At 71.4% G+C, this 15655-nt stretch carries 13 protein-coding genes and 2 pseudogenes; 9 read left to right on the top strand and 6 right to left on the bottom strand.

What is annotated here, in order from left to right:
* Positions 1-12 precede the first annotated feature (12 nt).
* Entirely contained in the window at positions 13-1005 is a 993-nt protein-coding gene (locus WBG99_RS24425) for an adenosine deaminase (protein WP_338898356.1), read from the top strand.
* A gap of 411 nt (positions 1006-1416) precedes the next feature.
* On the opposite strand, the pseudogene WBG99_RS24430 reads toward WBG99_RS24425, so the two are convergent.
* A pseudogene (locus WBG99_RS24430) lies at positions 1417-2525 on the bottom strand (PfkB family carbohydrate kinase).
* Between the two features lie 505 nt (positions 2526-3030).
* Between WBG99_RS24430 and WBG99_RS24435 the strand changes: the two are divergent.
* The 6 genes from WBG99_RS24435 to WBG99_RS24460 all read left to right on the top strand — a co-directional run bounded on the left by WBG99_RS24435 (position 3031) and on the right by WBG99_RS24460 (position 7551).
* Positions 3031-4101 carry a PhoH family protein gene (locus tag WBG99_RS24435; RefSeq protein WP_338898357.1) on the top strand — a complete coding sequence of 357 codons (1071 nt, stop codon included), beginning with the start codon at positions 3031-3033 and terminating at the stop codon, positions 4099-4101.
* Between the two features lie 14 nt (positions 4102-4115).
* Positions 4116-4613: an rRNA maturation RNase YbeY gene (gene ybeY / locus WBG99_RS24440; RefSeq protein ID WP_338898358.1), complete on the top strand. Its 498-nt coding sequence runs from the start codon at positions 4116-4118 to the stop codon at positions 4611-4613.
* Positions 4610-5917 (top strand): hemolysin family protein, encoded by a 1308-nt coding sequence (locus tag WBG99_RS24445; protein WP_338898359.1) that lies wholly within the window; start codon positions 4610-4612, stop codon positions 5915-5917. The genes ybeY and WBG99_RS24445 overlap by 4 nt, the downstream gene beginning before the upstream one ends.
* Positions 5914-6273, top strand: coding sequence for an MmcQ/YjbR family DNA-binding protein (locus WBG99_RS24450; protein ID WP_338898360.1), 360 nt, complete (start codon positions 5914-5916; stop codon positions 6271-6273). Before WBG99_RS24445 ends, WBG99_RS24450 begins: the two co-directional genes overlap by 4 nt.
* 49 nt (positions 6274-6322) lie before the next feature.
* Positions 6323-6676, top strand: a complete 354-nt coding sequence (locus WBG99_RS24455; RefSeq protein ID WP_338898361.1) for a cytidine deaminase — start codon at positions 6323-6325, stop codon at positions 6674-6676.
* A gap of 398 nt (positions 6677-7074) precedes the next feature.
* Positions 7075-7551, top strand: a complete 477-nt coding sequence (locus WBG99_RS24460; protein WP_338898362.1) for a hypothetical protein — start codon at positions 7075-7077, stop codon at positions 7549-7551.
* 71 nt (positions 7552-7622) lie between these two features.
* On the opposite strand, the gene WBG99_RS24465 is transcribed toward WBG99_RS24460, so the two are convergent.
* Positions 7623-7961, bottom strand: a complete 339-nt coding sequence (locus tag WBG99_RS24465) for a P-II family nitrogen regulator (RefSeq protein WP_338898363.1) — start codon at positions 7959-7961, stop codon at positions 7623-7625.
* A 359-nt stretch (positions 7962-8320) separates the two neighbouring features.
* On the opposite strand from WBG99_RS24465, the gene era reads away from it, so the two are divergent.
* Together era and WBG99_RS24475 are read left to right on the top strand one after the other, a co-directional pair.
* Positions 8321-9283 carry a GTPase Era gene (gene era / locus WBG99_RS24470; RefSeq protein WP_338898364.1) on the top strand — a complete coding sequence of 321 codons (963 nt, stop codon included), beginning with the start codon at positions 8321-8323 and terminating at the stop codon, positions 9281-9283.
* 168 nt (positions 9284-9451) lie between these two features.
* Positions 9452-10165 carry a VOC family protein gene (locus tag WBG99_RS24475; protein ID WP_338898365.1) on the top strand — a complete coding sequence of 238 codons (714 nt, stop codon included), beginning with the start codon at positions 9452-9454 and terminating at the stop codon, positions 10163-10165.
* 71 nt (positions 10166-10236) lie between these two features.
* On the opposite strand, the gene WBG99_RS24480 is transcribed toward WBG99_RS24475, so the two are convergent.
* From WBG99_RS24480 to WBG99_RS24495, 4 genes and pseudogenes are all read right to left on the bottom strand, one after another.
* A complete protein-coding gene (locus WBG99_RS24480; RefSeq protein WP_338900475.1) occupies positions 10237-12165 on the bottom strand; it encodes a protein-arginine deiminase domain-containing protein in 1929 nt (642 codons plus the stop codon).
* A 254-nt stretch (positions 12166-12419) separates the two neighbouring features.
* Positions 12420-13745, bottom strand: a complete 1326-nt coding sequence (locus WBG99_RS24485; RefSeq protein ID WP_338898366.1) for a GH1 family beta-glucosidase — start codon at positions 13743-13745, stop codon at positions 12420-12422.
* Between the two features lie 94 nt (positions 13746-13839).
* Positions 13840-14100, bottom strand: a pseudogene (locus WBG99_RS24490) (protealysin inhibitor emfourin); the annotation flags it as partial.
* A 52-nt stretch (positions 14101-14152) separates the two neighbouring features.
* Positions 14153-15223, bottom strand: a complete 1071-nt coding sequence (locus WBG99_RS24495) for a M4 family metallopeptidase (protein WP_338898367.1) — start codon at positions 15221-15223, stop codon at positions 14153-14155.
* Between the last annotated feature and the right edge of the window lie 432 nt (positions 15224-15655).

Here is a 15655-nt window from a genome sequence, read left to right on the forward strand (position 1 = left end):
TACGATGCCTTGATGTCTCTCCCCAAAGCTGAACTGCACCTGCATATCGAAGGAACCCTGGAGCCGGAGCTGGCCTTCGCGCTGGCCGCCCGGAACGGGGTGGAGCTGCCCTACGCGGACACGGACGCGCTGCGCGAGGCCTACGAGTTCGAGGACCTCCAGTCCTTCCTGAACCTGTACTACGAGCTGATGGCCGTCCTGCGCACCGGGCAGGACTTCGCGGACCTCGCGGACGCGTATCTGGCACGCGCCGCCGCCCAGGGCGTACGGCACGCGGAGATCTTCTTCGACCCGCAGGCCCACCTCGTGCGGGGCGTGGGGATGGGGACGGTCGTCGAGGGACTGTGGCGGGCGCTGGGCAGGAGCGAGGAGACACATGGAGTCTCCACCCAGCTGATCCTCTGCTTCCTGCGGGACGAGTCCGCCGCCTCCGCCCTCGACACCCTGGAGGCCGCGAAGCCGTATCTCGACCGGATCGTCGGGATCGGGCTGGACTCCGCCGAGGTCGGGCATCCGCCGGCCAAGTTCCGCGAGGTGTACGAGGCGGCTGCCGCGCTGGGGCTGCGGCGTGTGGCGCACGCGGGGGAGGAGGGGCCGCCGGAGTACATCACCGAGGCCCTCGACATCCTCGGTGTCGAGCGCGTCGACCACGGTCTCAGGTGCCTGGAGGACCCGTCCCTCGTCGAACGGCTGGTGCGCGAGCGGGTGCCGTTGACGCTGTGCCCGCTGTCCAACGTACGGCTGCGGACCGTCGACACCCTCGCCGACCATCCCCTGCCCGCCATGCTCGACGCGGGCCTGCTGTGCACGGTCAACTCCGACGACCCCGCCTACTTCGGCGGCTACGCCGGCGACAACTTCGACGCCGTACGGCGGACGCTCGGCCTGAGCGAGGAGCGGCTGCGCGAGCTGGCCCGCAACTCCTTCACCGCCTCCTTCCTGGAGCACGACGAGGAGCGGCGGGCCCGCTACCTCGCCGAGGTGGACGCGTACGAGTTCGGGTGAGCGGGCCGGACGGCGGGTGACGGGGCGCCGCCGCCGGGCTGAGGGTGCCACTCGGTGACGGCCTCAGGCCGCCGAGAAGCGTGTCCTCGACCACCGAGGGAAGGTGTGGCCGTGGCCGGCGGCGAGCGGCGGGCCCGTCCGCGCGAGGCGGCGGGGGCCGGGGCGCCCACCTGGGCGGCGAGCGTGAAGCCCCGGCGGCCGAACCCGGCAGCAGGGCACTGCCGGTGGCGCCCGCCCCATAGATAGTGCCGCGCCAGGTCCGCCGACCGTGTTCCGCCGACCGTGGTGCGCCGAGGGCCGACAGCCGCTGAGGCGGCGGGTGGTGCGGGAGGCGCCCGGCGGGTGGGAGCGCCGGGCGCGGGGCGTCGCGGGCCAGGGCGTCGGGCGAGTGGGTCTTCGGGCGTGGGAACGTCAGGCCGAGCGGCGGAAACCGATGGTGGGGACGGCTCGGCGGAGGGGCCAGGGGCTGACTGGGCCCTCGGGGAGAAGACCCTCCAGGAAGGAGTACCGGCGCAGGGCGGCGGGGTCCTGACGGTCCAGGGACCGCACCCGGCGCCACCACGCGGCGATCTCGGACCAGCCGGGGGCCGACAGGGAGCCGCCGAACTCCTGGACGGACAGCGCGGCGGTCAGGCCCGCGAAGGCCAGACGGTCCGCCAGGGGCCAGTCCGCCAGGGTGCCGGTGACGAAACCGGCCACGAACACGTCACCCGCGCCGGTGGGGTCCAGAGCCTCCACGGCGAGGGCCGGCACCTCGGCCGTCTCACCGGTCCGGGCGTCCACGGCGTACGCGCCCTCCGCGCCCAACGTCACCACGGCCACCGGGACATGCTCGGTGAGGGCGTGGGCGGCGGCGCGGGGGACTCGGCGCCGGTGTACAGCATCGCCTCCTGCGCGTTGGGCAGGAACGCCTCGCAGTCGGCGAGATCGACGAGCCCCGCCAGGTCCCAGGCGCCGGTCTCGTCCCAGCCGACGTCCGCGAAGATCCGGGTCCCCCGGCCCGCCGCCTGCGCGATCCAGGGGGCGCGTACGCCGGGCGTGAGGGAGGCGACGGCGGCACGTGCGCGGGGCGGGCACTCCGGCATGGACTTCTCCGGGGGCGCCGCGTGCCCGTGGGAGACCATCGTGCGCTCCCCCTCGTACGCCATGGAGACGGTGACCGGGGAGTGCCAGCCGGGGACCGTGCGGGAGGCGGAGAGGTCGATGCCCTCGCCCTGCTCCAGGGCGTCCCAGCAGTACTCCCCGTAGTGGTCGTCCCCGAAGGCCGCCGCGAGGGAGGTCCTGAGGCCGAGGCGGGCCAGCGCCGTGGCCATGTTCGCCACACCGCCGGGGCTCGACCCCATTCCGCGTGCCCAGGACTCCGTCCCGCGCACCGGGGCGGAGCCGAGCCCGGTGAAGACGATGTCGAGGAAGACGGTGCCGGTCAGATAGACGTCCCAGGGCGGGTCATCCGGTGCTCGCAGGTCCCTCAGCGGGTCGACCTGGGGCCGGTCCGGTCGCTCTCCCCTGAACGCGGTCACGATGTGCTCCCTGGCGTGGTGCTGATCCAGCCAGTCTGCACCAATCGGGCCGCAGGGTGGTGCCGGTCGCGCTGCTGTGGGGCCTCGATGCGTCGCCGGTCGGGGAGGGGCCGCCCCTTTCAACCCCGCAGTGCGCCTTCCGGGGCGGTCCGGGAGGGCGGTCGGCGCGTGCGGGTGGGCGCGGTTGCCCGCAAGGTTCCCCGCGCCCCTGAGGAGCAGGGGCTGCGCCCCTTGCTCCCGGTCCCGTAGGCCGTCCTTGTGGACCGGCCCGCAGCCAGGCCAGGTGCTACCAGCGCGGCACGGCGGGCGTGACCCGGCCCGGGAGCCGCGCGACCAGTCACGACGGGCCCGCAGCCCGCGGAGCCCGGAACCTCCCGAGTTCTTCCCGTCCTTTCCCACACCCCGGCGAAAAGCCCTACGGCACTGTCACCCCCGCGTCGTACCCTGGAGAGGCAAGCGCAGCGCTACGGCTTCGAGGAGGAACCGCGGCCTACAGAGCCGGCCCATGACTCAGACACCCACAGCTGACAACCCCGCGCAGGGCAAGGCGAGAGCGCAGTTCACCGTCCCCGCGGCGCATCCCATGGTGACCGTGCTGGGCTCCGGCGACTCCCTCCTGCGCGTGATCGAGAAGGCCTTCCCGGCGGTCGACATCCATGTCCGGGGCAACGAGATCAGCGCACTCGGCGAGCCAGATGAAGTGGCTCTCGTCCAGCGCCTGTTCGACCAGATGATGCTGGTGCTCCGCACCGGACAGCCGATGACGGAGGACGCAGTGGAACGCTCGATCGCCATGCTGAGGGCGAGCGAGACCGGACAGAGCGACGGCCGGGAGACCCCCGCCGAGGTCCTGACGCAGAACATCCTGTCCTCTCGTGGCCGCACGATCCGCCCCAAGACGCTCAACCAGAAGCGGTACGTCGACGCCATCGACAAGCACACCATCGTCTTCGGCATCGGCCCCGCCGGCACCGGCAAGACCTACCTGGCCATGGCCAAGGCCGTCCAGGCCCTCCAGTCCAAGCAGGTCAACCGCATCATCCTGACCCGGCCGGCGGTCGAGGCGGGCGAGCGCCTGGGGTTTCTGCCCGGCACCCTCTACGAGAAGATCGACCCGTACCTGCGGCCTCTGTACGACGCGCTGCACGACATGCTCGACCCGGACTCGATTCCGCGGTTGATGGCGGCGGGGACTATCGAGGTGGCGCCCCTCGCGTACATGCGAGGCAGGACGCTCAACGACGCCTTCATCATCCTCGACGAGGCCCAGAACACCTCGCCCGAGCAGATGAAGATGTTCCTGACCCGCCTCGGCTTCGACTCGAAGATCGTGATCACGGGTGACGTGACGCAGGTCGACCTGCCGAACGGCACGAAGTCCGGTCTGCGGCAGGTCCAGGACATCCTGGAGGGCCTCGACGACGTGCACTTCTCCCGGCTGTCGTCCCAGGATGTCGTACGGCACAAGCTCGTCGGCCGTATCGTCGACGCGTACGAGAAGTACGACACCACGCACGGCACGGAGAACGGCACGCACAAGGGCGGCCGGGGCAAGGCCGGGCACAAGGGGAAGTAGACAAGCACCGCACCATGTCGATCGACGTCAACAACGAGTCCGGAACCGAGGTCGACGAGCGGGCGATCCTCGACATCGCCCGCTACGCGCTGACGCGGATGCGCATCCACCCGCTCTCCGAGCTCTCGGTGGTCGTCGTGGACGCCGACGCCATGGAGCAGCTCCACATCCAGTGGATGGACCTGCCGGGCCCGACCGATGTCATGTCCTTCCCGATGGACGAGCTGCGTCCGCCGTCGAAGGACGACGGCGAGCCGCCGCCGGGGCTGCTCGGTGACATCGTGCTCTGCCCCGAGGTCGCCGAGAAGCAGGGCGGGGAAGCGGACACGCGGCACTCCATGGACGAGGAGCTCCAACTCCTCACCGTCCACGGCGTGCTGCATCTGCTCGGCTACGACCACGAGCAGCCGGACGAGAAGGCCGAGATGTTCGGCCTCCAGGCGGCCATCGTGGACGGCTGGCGCGCGGAGAAGGGCCTCACCGGCCCCTCCCCGGCACCGACCGTGTCATGAGCGCGACCCTCGTCAGCGGTGCCGTCGCCCTGGTCGTCGTCGCCTGGCTCGCCGCCTGCGCGGAGGCGGGACTCGCGCGCGTCTCCAGCTTCCGCGCCGAGGAGGCCGCGCGGTCCGGGCGGCGTGGCAGCGCGAAGCTCGCGCAGATCGCGGCCGACCCGACCCGTTATCTGAACGTCGCGCTGCTGGTGCGCGTGGCCTGCGAGATGGCCGCCGCCGCGCTGGTCACGTACGCCTGTCTGCGGGAGTTGGACCAGACGTGGGAGGCCCTGGCCGTCGCCATCGGCGTCATGGTCCTCGTCAGTTACGTGGCCGTCGGCGTCTCCCCGCGGACCATCGGCCGCCAGCACCCCCTGAACACGGCCACGGCGGCGGCGTACGTGCTGCTGCCGCTGGCCCGCGTCATGGGCCCGATCCCGTCCCTCCTCATTCTCATCGGCAACGCGCTGACGCCCGGCAAGGGCTTCCGCCGGGGCCCCTTCGCCTCCGAGGCGGAGCTGCGCGCGCTGGTCGACCTCGCCGAGAAGGAGTCCCTGATCGAGGCCGAGGAGCGCCGCATGGTGCACTCGGTCTTCGAGCTGGGCGACACCCTCGTCCGCGAGGTGATGGTCCCGCGCACCGACCTGGTCGCCATCGAGCGTTACAAGACGATCCGCCAGGCCCTGACCCTGGCCCTGAGGTCCGGTTTCTCGCGTATACCGGTCACCGGCGAGAGCGAGGACGACATCGTCGGGATCGTGTACCTGAAGGATCTGGCCCGCAAGACGCACATCAGCCGGGACGCCGAGAGCGAACTGGTGTCCACGGCCATGCGCCCCGCCGTCTTCGTCCCGGACACCAAGAACGCCGGTGACCTCCTGCGCGAGATGCAGCAGGAGCGCAACCACGTCGCCGTCGTCATCGACGAGTACGGCGGTACCGCCGGCATCGTCACCATCGAGGACATCCTGGAGGAGATCGTCGGCGAGATCACCGACGAGTACGACCGGGAACTCCCGCCCGTCGAGGACCTCGGTGAGAACCGCTACCGGGTCACCGCCCGCCTGGACATCACCGATCTCGGCGAGCTGTACGGTCTGGACGCCTACGACGACGAGGACGTGGAGACCGTGGGCGGCCTCCTCGCCAAGGCTCTGGGGCGTGTCCCCATCGCCGGCGCCTCCTCGGTCGTCGCCCTGCCGGACGAGCGTGGACTGCGCCTCACGGCGGAGGCCGCCGCCGGCCGCCGGAACAAGATCGTCACGGTGCTGGTGGAGCCGGTCGGCCCGGCCGGGCCACCGGAGGAGGAGACGAAGCCGGAGTGAGCCCGGATGAGTTGCGCGCCTTCTGTCTGGCCTTCGGCGAGGCCGTCGAGGACTTCCCCTTCCGTCCCGAGATCTCCGTCTTCAAGGTCCTCGGCAAGATGTTCGCCCTCAGTTGGACGGAGCAGCGGCCCCTCAGGGTCAACCTCAAGTGCGACCCCGAGGACGCGGTCCGGCTCCGCGCCGAGCATCCCGGTCTCGTCGTCCCCGGCTACCACATGAACAAGCGCCACTGGAACACGGTGACACTCGACGGTGAGCTTCCGGACCGCCTGGTCAGGGAGCTGATCGAGGACTCGTACGACCTGGTGGTGGCGGGGCTGCCGCGCGCGGAGCGGCTCCGTCTCGACCGCCCGTGAGGGACCCCCGTCGCACGACGGGCCGCCCCGGTCTCCGTATGCTCGGCCCATGACCGACAGCAGCGCGCTCGCCCCCGAGGACCGCAAGATCGTCACCCTGGCCCGTTCCGCGCGGGCCCGCAACGGTGTGCCCGAGGGCGCGGCCGTGCGCGACGAGACGGGCCGTACGTACGTGGCCGGGACCGTGGCCCTCGACTCCCTGCGGCTCAGCGCGCTGCGCACCGCCGTCGCCATGGCGGTGGCCTCCGGCGCCAAGTCCCTGGAGGCGGCGGCCGTGGTGACCGACGCCGACACCGTCTCCGACGAGGACCGGGCGGCCGTACGGGACCTCGGGGGGCCCAGGACGCCGGTGCTGGTGGCGGGGCCGGACGGGGCGGTGCGGTGGACGGTGACGGCGGGCTGAGGCCGGCCGGTTCCTCGCCCACACGATAGTGTTACGGCCGGTAACAGGCCCCCGGGGTGCGGGAAAATCACGCGTCGGCGAGTGGACACCGGGGCTTCGTCACCGACAACCCGCGCGGCGCGGGACAGATCACCACGATCTCCCGGCCCCATCGGAGATCGGCCGGCGTCGTCGGCGAACGGCTTCGGCCAGTTTCGCCGATCCCCGGCGCGACCGGTGAACATCTCTTGCAATCTCGGGCCGCTCACGTCTCAATGGAGCCGTTCTCCTGGCGGACTGTCATATTCCGCCGCGCGGCCGCGCATCGCAACGCCCCCACATGGCAATGCCCGTACCGGGCTGTACGGGGCTCCCCCGGACCCCCTGCACCGCCCGTACCAGGGAAGGGAATTCGCTCGATGAGACGCATACGACTCGGAGTCGGCGCGGCGCTCGCGGCAGGGACGCTGGCGGTCACCGGCCTCGCGCTCGCCCCGACCGCCGTGGCCGTCGCCCCGGACACCGCGACGATCAACGCCACCTGCACGATCGGCGGTTCCGGCGAGGCCACGCTCACGGCCACGCAGAACGGCACCTCCGCCACCGTCACCGTCTCCTCCGAGGAGATCACCGCCCCGATCGCCCTCGCCGAGGACTCGATCCGGTCCACGCTCACCCTCGTGGACGCGAGCGGCGGCACGACCGCCTTCACCGGCACCGAGAACCCGGCGCTGGCGGGCGGCGACGGCGTCACCGTAGGCCCCCTCACCGGCACCGTCGCCCCCGGCGACACCCTGGAGGCCTTCGGCGGTTCGCTGCAGATGGTGATCCTGGGCTTCACCGTGACGTGCACCGCCGGCGAGGCACAGTCGCCGGGGCCGTTCGTCTTCGACTGATCCGCGCGGGCCAGAGTGAGGGGTGGTGCCGCCCGTCCGGCGGCACCACCCCTCATCTCGGCTCCCGCGCCTCAGAGCGCGTCGGGGCCCCGCTCGCCCGTCCGCACCCGTACGACCGTCTCCACCGGCAGTGCCCACACCTTGCCGTCGCCGATCTTCCCGGTGTGGGCGGCCTTCACGATCGTCTCGATCACGGCGTCGGAGTCGGCGTCCTCGACGACGACCTCGATCCGGACCTTGGGGACGAGGTCGACCTGGTACTCGGCGCCGCGGTACACCTCGGTGTGGCCGCGCTGGCGGCCGTAACCGCTGGCCTCGCTGACGGTCAGACCGTGCACGCCCCTCTCCTGCAGGGCGGTCTTGACCTCGTCGAGGCGGTGGGGCTTGACGATCGCGGTGATGAGCTTCATGCCTGGGCCTTGGCCTTCTGCGCGGAGGGGGCGGAGGACGAGTGACCGGGGCACCGTGGCCCGGGACGCCGTGATCGTATGCCGTCTCGGCGTGCACCGTAAGGCCGCGGCCGGTGTGCTCGTGCATCGTCCGACTGCGCCGAGTGCGGGCACGGCGACGAGGCGAACAGGGTCTCACCGGCCCTCTTCGCCTGCCGGTCCCGCGCCTGGCGTGTGACCTTGAGTATGCGAGGTGTCGCCGTCGGTGATTTTCGGTGTGGGAGGCCGGCGTTTCGGCGGCGGGTGGCGGCATCGGACTTCCGGCTCACGGCGTACGAAGGAGGGATCGGCGTACGGCGGGGCTCCGGGGATCAGGGAGAATGGGCGCCATGAGCGTTCGTACCCAGTCATCCGAGCAGCCGGCCGAGGCCGCCCACCGCGCCGGCTTCGCCTGCTTCGTGGGCCGCCCCAACGCGGGCAAGTCCACCCTCACGAACGCTCTGGTCGGCCAGAAGGTGGCGATCACCGCCGACCAGCCGCAGACGACGCGGCACACGGTGCGCGGCATCGTGCACCGGCCGGAGGCCCAGCTGATCCTGGTCGACACCCCGGGCCTGCACAAGCCGCGCACGCTGCTCGGCGAACGCCTCAACGACGTGGTCCGCACGACGTGGGCCGAGGTCGACGTGATCGGCTTCTGCCTCCCCGCGAACGAGAAGCTCGGCCCCGGTGACCGCTTCATCGCCAAGGAGCTGGCGTCCATCAAGAAGACGCCGAAGATCGCGATCGTCACGAAGACCGACCTGTTGGACGGCAGGAAGCTCGCCGAGCAGCTGATCGCCATCGACCAGCTCGGCAAGGAGCTGGGCTTCGAGTGGGCGGAGATCGTGCCGGTCTCGGCGGTCGGCGGTAAGCAGGTGGAGCTGCTGGCCGACCTGATCGTCCCCCTCCTCCCGGAGGGCCCCGCGCTCTACCCCGAGGGCGACCTCACCGACGAGCCCGAGCAGGTCATGATCGCCGAGCTGATCCGCGAGGCGGCCCTTGAGGGTGTACGCGACGAGCTCCCCCACTCCATCGCCGTCGTCGTCGAGGAGATGCTCCCCCGCGAGGACCGCCCCGCCGACAAGCCCCTCCTGGACATCCACGCCTTCGTCTACATCGAGCGCCCCAGCCAGAAGGGCATCGTCATCGGCCCCAAGGGCAAGCGCCTGAAGGAAGTCGGCATCAAGTCCCGCAAGCAGATCGAGGCGCTGCTCGGCACCCCGGTCTTCCTCGACCTCCATGTGAAGGTGGCGAAGGACTGGCAGCGGGATCCGAGGCAGCTGCGGAAGCTGGGCTTCTGACGTCGGCGGACCGGGGACGCGGGGGCGCTCCGCGGCGTCCCCGCGTCCCCTGACGTGGCCGACCGGCCCCTGCACATCCCCCTCCGCGCGCCACTGAGCCGACCCGTTGCCGGGTTGGTGGGTTTAACGGGGCGACCTCATTGGTCAAATTTGTCTAGGGTGGGAGGCGTGGCCGAGAAGACGATTCCGATCCTGCCGTGCCAGACCCTCCAGCCCGTTCTCGACTTCTACGAGGCCCTCGGGTTCGAGGTCACCTTCCGACAGCGCAGCCCCAATCCGTACGCCGTGGTGGAGCGGGGCGGTATCGAGCTGCAGTTCTTCGGGCTGAGGCAGTTCGAGCCGGCCCGGTCCGTGAGTACGTGTTACGTGCTCACGGACGACGTCGACGGGCTCTACGCTGCGTTCCGGGCGGGCCTCAAGGAGACGTACGGGCGGATACCGACCCGGGGGCTGCCGCGGATCGGGCCGCTGAAGGACATGTCGTACGGCATGCGGCAGTTCCTGATGACCGATCCGGGCGGCAACTGTGTTCGCGTGGGACAGCCGACGAGCGAGGAGCAGCACCACAGGCCCGCCCCGAAGGAGACCTTCGCGCGGGCCCTGCACCACGGCTCCCTCCTGGCGGACTCCAAGGACGATCCGGCGGGCGCGGCGAAGGTCATCGACCGGGTGCTGGGGAAGGCGGAGGCGGAGTGGCCCCCGCACGTCCTGCTGCTGCGGCTCCTCGTGCTGCGGGCCGATGTCGCCGTCAGGCTGGGCGACGAGGAGACGGCGACGGCCGTGCTCGGGCGTGCGGGGGCGGTGCCGCTCACCGACGAGGAGCGGGACGCGGCCCGCGACACCCTCCTACGGCTGGAGGATCTGCGCGCCCGGGACACGTGAACGAAGCGCCGCCGCCCCGGTGCTCCGGGGCGGCGGCGGTCAGGTCGGGTCCGGTGAGTCGCCGGTGGACGCTAGCGCGTCCACCAGGCGGCCGACGTGTTCCTCAGGGTGTTGGTGCCGCAGTGGATCTCGCCCATGCCGAGGTGGTACGTCGACCAGTCGTCGAGGTACGACACCTTCATGCCGGCGCCGGTGTACGCGGCCGTCACGGCCTCGGTGAAGATGTCCTTGCCGCCGATGACGGGGCCCCACTGGCGCGGTGCGAGGTAGTGGGTGCGGCTGAGGACGACGCCGTTGACGGCGCCGGGGACGTAGGCGCTGGTCATGACGGAGGGTGCGGGGGCCGCCGGGGGGGCCACCTGCGAGCCGTCGCCCGCCGCCGCGTCGTCGAGCATGCGCTGCTGGCCGTAGTCCCGTGCCACGTCCGGGAGTTCGGCGCCGGCGCCGAGGCGGGTCAGCCGGGGCAGGCGGCGCGTCTCGCCGTCACCGCCCGACTGCGACTCCCCCACCATCTCCGTGCCCTGGGTGTAGAGGGCGGGGACGCGGACGACCTCGGCGTCCGTCACGCCCGTCGCACGCTTCAGGACGGCGAGGTTGGCCGCGATGCGGCGCGTGGCCAGGTTGTTGTCGGAGACCAGGGTCTTGGAGGCGAGGGCCTTGGCGACGCTCTCCTTGGGGCCGCCCGGCACCGAGAACATCTTCGTCGCGCCGTGGCCGGCGGCCTTCGCGTCGCGCAGCAGCCCGAGGCCCGCCTCGGGGTCCGCGATCGCGATCTTCCAGCCGCGCGGGGTGTCGGCGGGCAGGAACTGCACGAACTCGTCGACGTGGCCGACGTGCAGCCAGGAGGTGTCGAGGAACAGGGGGTCCTGCAGGCCCTGGGACTTCAGGAACGTCCGCATCACCTTCGCCGGCTTGGAGCCGGTGTCCGGACGCTGGCCCATGATGATCCGGCCCGCCGGGAACGAGCGGTCGCCGTGCGCGTACGGCGGAATGGTCTCCAGGTTGCCCATGGAGTTGAGCGTCCACTCCTCCGACTCGCGGGCGCCCGTCACCTGCACGGCGCCGATGTTCGGGCCGCGCAGCTTCTCGAACAGCTCCCGGCCCGCCTCCCGGTCCAGCTGGGCCGAGCGCAGCATCACGCGCATGGACTGCCGGCGGCCGTTCGCGCCGGTCATGCTGACGTACGCGGGCTCGACGAAGTCCTGCGCCCAGACGTCCTGGTACTTGGTGAAGTTGATCGCCGGCTTGGTGATACCGGCGTTCCGAGCCGCCTGGTCCAGGCCTTTGCGGAAGACGCCGTTGAGCTTCGCGTACTCGTCCTTGCCGGAGATCTTGGTGACCAGCAACTGCTGGGCGTTCTGCAGGTGGTGGTGGGTGAGGAGCGGGGCGACGCGCAGGGTGACCGAGTCGGCGGAGGTGCCGGCGGAGGACTTCACACTCAGCCGGATCCGGGCGGTCCCGTCCCACTTGGCGGTGTCCCGGACGACGTCCCGGGCCTCCACGCCGAACTCCACGCCCGCGCGCAACTCGGCCCGCGACAGCCGGGTCCTGGCCGTGACGGGCTCCCACTTCTTGCCCCGCTTGACGAACACGCGGGTCTGCTGGGCGCCCGCCGTGACCTTCACGCTGCCCTGGGCCCCGGCCGGCACGCTCCGCATCGGCACGGACCGCACGCGGGCGAGGTCGGCCGCGTCGGCGGTGCCGTTCACCTTGGTGTCGGAGGCGTCGTTGCAGGCGGCCAGCCTGGCGTTGGAGAGGGGCTTGCCCTTGGGGCCGGTGGCCGGGCAACGGCGGCTGTCGTCATCGATGTTGGGCAGCATCAGCGCGCCCCGGGCGACGGTCCAGCCGTTCTCACCGGCGGTGTCCGTGGTGCCGGTGACGTCGACCCGCCCGTCCCGGTTCGTGTCCACCCGCAGATCGGTCGGGGGCGGCCCGGCCGCGAACGCGACGGGCGCGGCGAGAGACGGCGTGGCGAGCAGGGTGCCGGACACGGCGAGCACGGCTATCGCCTGCCGTGCGGGGCGGCTTCGGGAAGGTCTGGCTGAACGCTGGGGCACGGGACGTCCCTTCAGTGGTGGGGGTGGTCAGCACTGAAGAGGGGCGGTGGGGAGGAAGCGTTGCCTGTGAGGCCGATGTGACCTGTCTGTGGCCGTCCCCTGAAAGTGAGAAGCACGGGGCGCAGCCTCTGCTTCTCAGGGGCGCGGGGAACTGCGCGAGCAACCACGAACCACCCGCACCCGACCTCCGGCCCCGGTCACCCCCCGTTCTGCGTCCGCAGCAGCTCCCGGTACCAGCCGTACGACGCCTTCGGCGTCCTCCCCAGCGTCTCGAAGTCCACGTGGACCAGGCCGAACCGCCGCGCGTACCCCTCCGCCCACTCGAAGTTGTCCAGCAGCGACCACACGAAGTACCCGCGTACGTCGACGCCCGCCTCGGCCGCCCTGTGCAGCGCCCGGACGTGGCCGTCCAGGTAGGCGATGCGCCGCTGGTCGTCGACGCCTTCGTACGAGCAGCCGTTCTCGGTGATGACGACGGGCGGGAGCCGGTCGCCGTAGCGCTCGTGGAAACCGGTCAGCAGCTCGGTCAGGCCCTCGGGGACGACCGGCCAGCCGAAGTCGGTCGTGGGGACGCCCTCGATCTCCTTGACGGTGAAGGGGAGTTCGGCGGGGATCGTGACACCGCCGAAGTCGATGTCCGCGCCCTCGGGGGCGCCCACCCGGGTCGGCGCGTAGTAGTTGACGCCGTACCAGTCGATGGGCTCGGAGATGACCCTCAGGTCGGACTCGATGTCCGTGCCCGGCATCAACTCGCCGATCTCCTCGGGGTATTCGCCCAGCAGCACCGGCTCCGCGAACAGACGGTTCAGCAGCAGGTCGTAGAAGCCGGCCGCCTCCACGTCCGCCTGCTCCTCGGAAGCGGCCCACGTGGGCCCGTGCGAGTTGGCGATGCCGACGTCCGTGACTCCGGCCGCGCGCAGGGCCCGTACGGCCAGGCCGTGGCCCAGCAGCTGGTGGTGGGCGGCCGGGAGCGCGTCGAACATCAGCTGCTTGCCCGGCGCGTGGGTGCCGAGGGCGTGGCCCAGCAGGGTGTGCTCGGCGGGCTCGTTGATGGTGATCCACTTGGTGACGCGGTCGCCGAGGCGGGCGGCCACGACGGCGGCGTACTCGGCGAACCGTTCGGCGGTGTCCCGGTTCAGCCAGCCGCCCGCCTCCTCCAGCGACGACGGCAGATCCCAGTGGAAGAGGGTCGGCACCGGCCGTATGCCCGCCCCGGTCAGCTCGTCCACCAGCCGGTCGTAGAAGTCGAGCCCGCCGGGGGCGTTCACGCGGGGCCAGGAGATCGAGAAGCGGTACGCGCCCACGCCCAGGTCGCGCAGGAGGGCCACGTCCTCGGGGTGGCGGTGGACGTGGTCGCAGGCCACCGCCGCCGTCGAGCCGTCCCTGATACGGCCCGCCTCGGCCGAGAAGGCGTCCCACACGGAGGGCTCGCGCATGTCCGCGGCGCCCTCGATCTGATGGGCGGAGGTCGAGACGCCCCACAGGAAGCCGGCCGGGAACTGGGGTATCGGGTTCGTCGCCATGGGCGGATCATCCGTACCATGGGTAACGGAAGTCAACGTCCGAGAGCGAACTGCCCGTTACGCCCCCCGAGCACGCCCCGGGGGGCGGCTCACGCCCCTCTTTGAGTACCCGCCTGATCAGCTCCCGCTGCTCCTCCGTCAGCCGGGGATCCGCGCAGTGCACCGTCCTGCCGTCCGCGGTGATCTCGTACGCGAAGCCGTCCGGCACCCCGAGCGGTGGTGAGCCCCGGCCGGCGGCGAGTGCCCGCTCGGCCAGGGCGTGCCAGTCCCGGGCATCGGGCCGCCCGGTGGTGTCCACCACCGCGTGCCGCTCGATGCCCGCGAAACCACCCGTGCGCCGCACCTCGATACGCATGGGTCATGTCTAGTACGGATCGGGACCGAACCACAGCACCCGAGGCCCGCCGTCACAGCGTCCGCACGCCCACCTGCTCCCAGGCCTTCAGTACCGCCGTCAGTTCGTCGCCCTGCCCGTACCGGTCCTTCGTCGCCTTCACCGTCAGCGTGGCGAAGTCGACGAAGAGGGCCTGCTTCTTCAGCTCGCCGCCGGTGAGGACGTCGTACCAGATCTGTCCGGCCCGCTCCCAGGCGTAGCCGCCGAGGGCCGTGGCCGCCAGGTAGAACGCGTGGTTGGGGATGCCGGAGTTGATGTGGACGCCGCCGTTGTCGCGGCCGGTGCGGACGTAGTCGTCCATGGTCGCCGGCTGCGGGTCCTTGCCGAGGACGTCGTCGTCGTACGCCGTGCCCGGGGCCTTCATCGATCGCAGGGCGGTGCCCGTGACGCGTGGGGCGAGCAGGCCCGCGCCGATCAGCCAGTCGGCCTCGGCGGCGGTCTGGCCGAGCGTGTACTGCTTGATCAGCGCGCCGAAGACGTCCGACATGGACTCGTTGAGCGCGCCCGGCTGCCCGAAGTACGTCAGGTTCGCCGTGTACTGGGTGACGCCATGGCTGAGTTCGTGGCCGATGACGTCGACCGGGATGGTGAAGTCGAGGAAGATCTCCCCGTCCCCGTCGCCGAACACCATCTGCTCGCCGTTCCAGAAGGCGTTGTTGTAGTCGCGTTCGTAGTGCACGGTCGCGTCCAGCGGCAGCCCGTAGCCGTCGATCGAGTCGCGCTCGTACGCCGTCAGGAACAGCTCGAAGGTCGCGCCCAGGCCGGCGTACGCGCGGTTGACCGTGGCGTCCGTGCCGGGCTGGTCGCCCTCGCCGCGGACCTTGGCGCCGGGTAGGTCCGTGCCGTGCCGGGCGTCGTAGACGGTGCGGTGCGGTGTGCCCGCCCGGGCGCCGGTGGGCGCGGCGATGGCCGGGGCGCCGATGACCGTGGTCAGCCGGCGGTGGGTGCGCTCGAAGGCGTCGCGCTCCAGGGTCCTGCGCGCGGCGTTCGCGAGTGCCGGGTCCTCGGCCTGGGAGAGCTTGTCGAGGACGTGGGGTGGGACGACGGTGCAGAAGACGGGCTCGTGGCCCCCGTTGGCGGTCATGGCTCGCACGATCGCACTCCGTTAGGTCCTTGTCACTAGGGGCAACCATGATTGGTGAAATGTCGCCGTATGGGTTGCGTTCCGTTGCCGCCCGTTACTGAGGGCCGGGTGTGGGCCGCGAGTGCGTCGTGGCTGTTCGGGCCCGCACGGCGGAGCCGTGAAGTGGTGCGGGCCGCTTCCCCGAAGGGGCGCTCGGCGCGTCCCGTGTGGCCTTGCGCACCATTTGTCCCCCGTGTCGCCCCGGTCCCGCATACTGATACGGCCCCCCGCACCGAGTAGGACTCGGCTAGGCTGCGCAGCATCATGCGTTTCGGGCTGCTTCTCCTTAGCTGCCGCGGCGAGGGCCTGTAATCGAGGCCGACCCCCTCCCCGCGGTGCTTTGGCGTTGCGTCGTCGGCCGTCCTTTCCGGACCATCGAGGAGCCCACGCGAT

The sequence above is a fragment of the Streptomyces sp. TG1A-60 genome, assembly GCF_037201975.1.
In the GTDB taxonomy this organism is placed as follows: Bacteria; Actinomycetota; Actinomycetes; order Streptomycetales; family Streptomycetaceae; genus Streptomyces.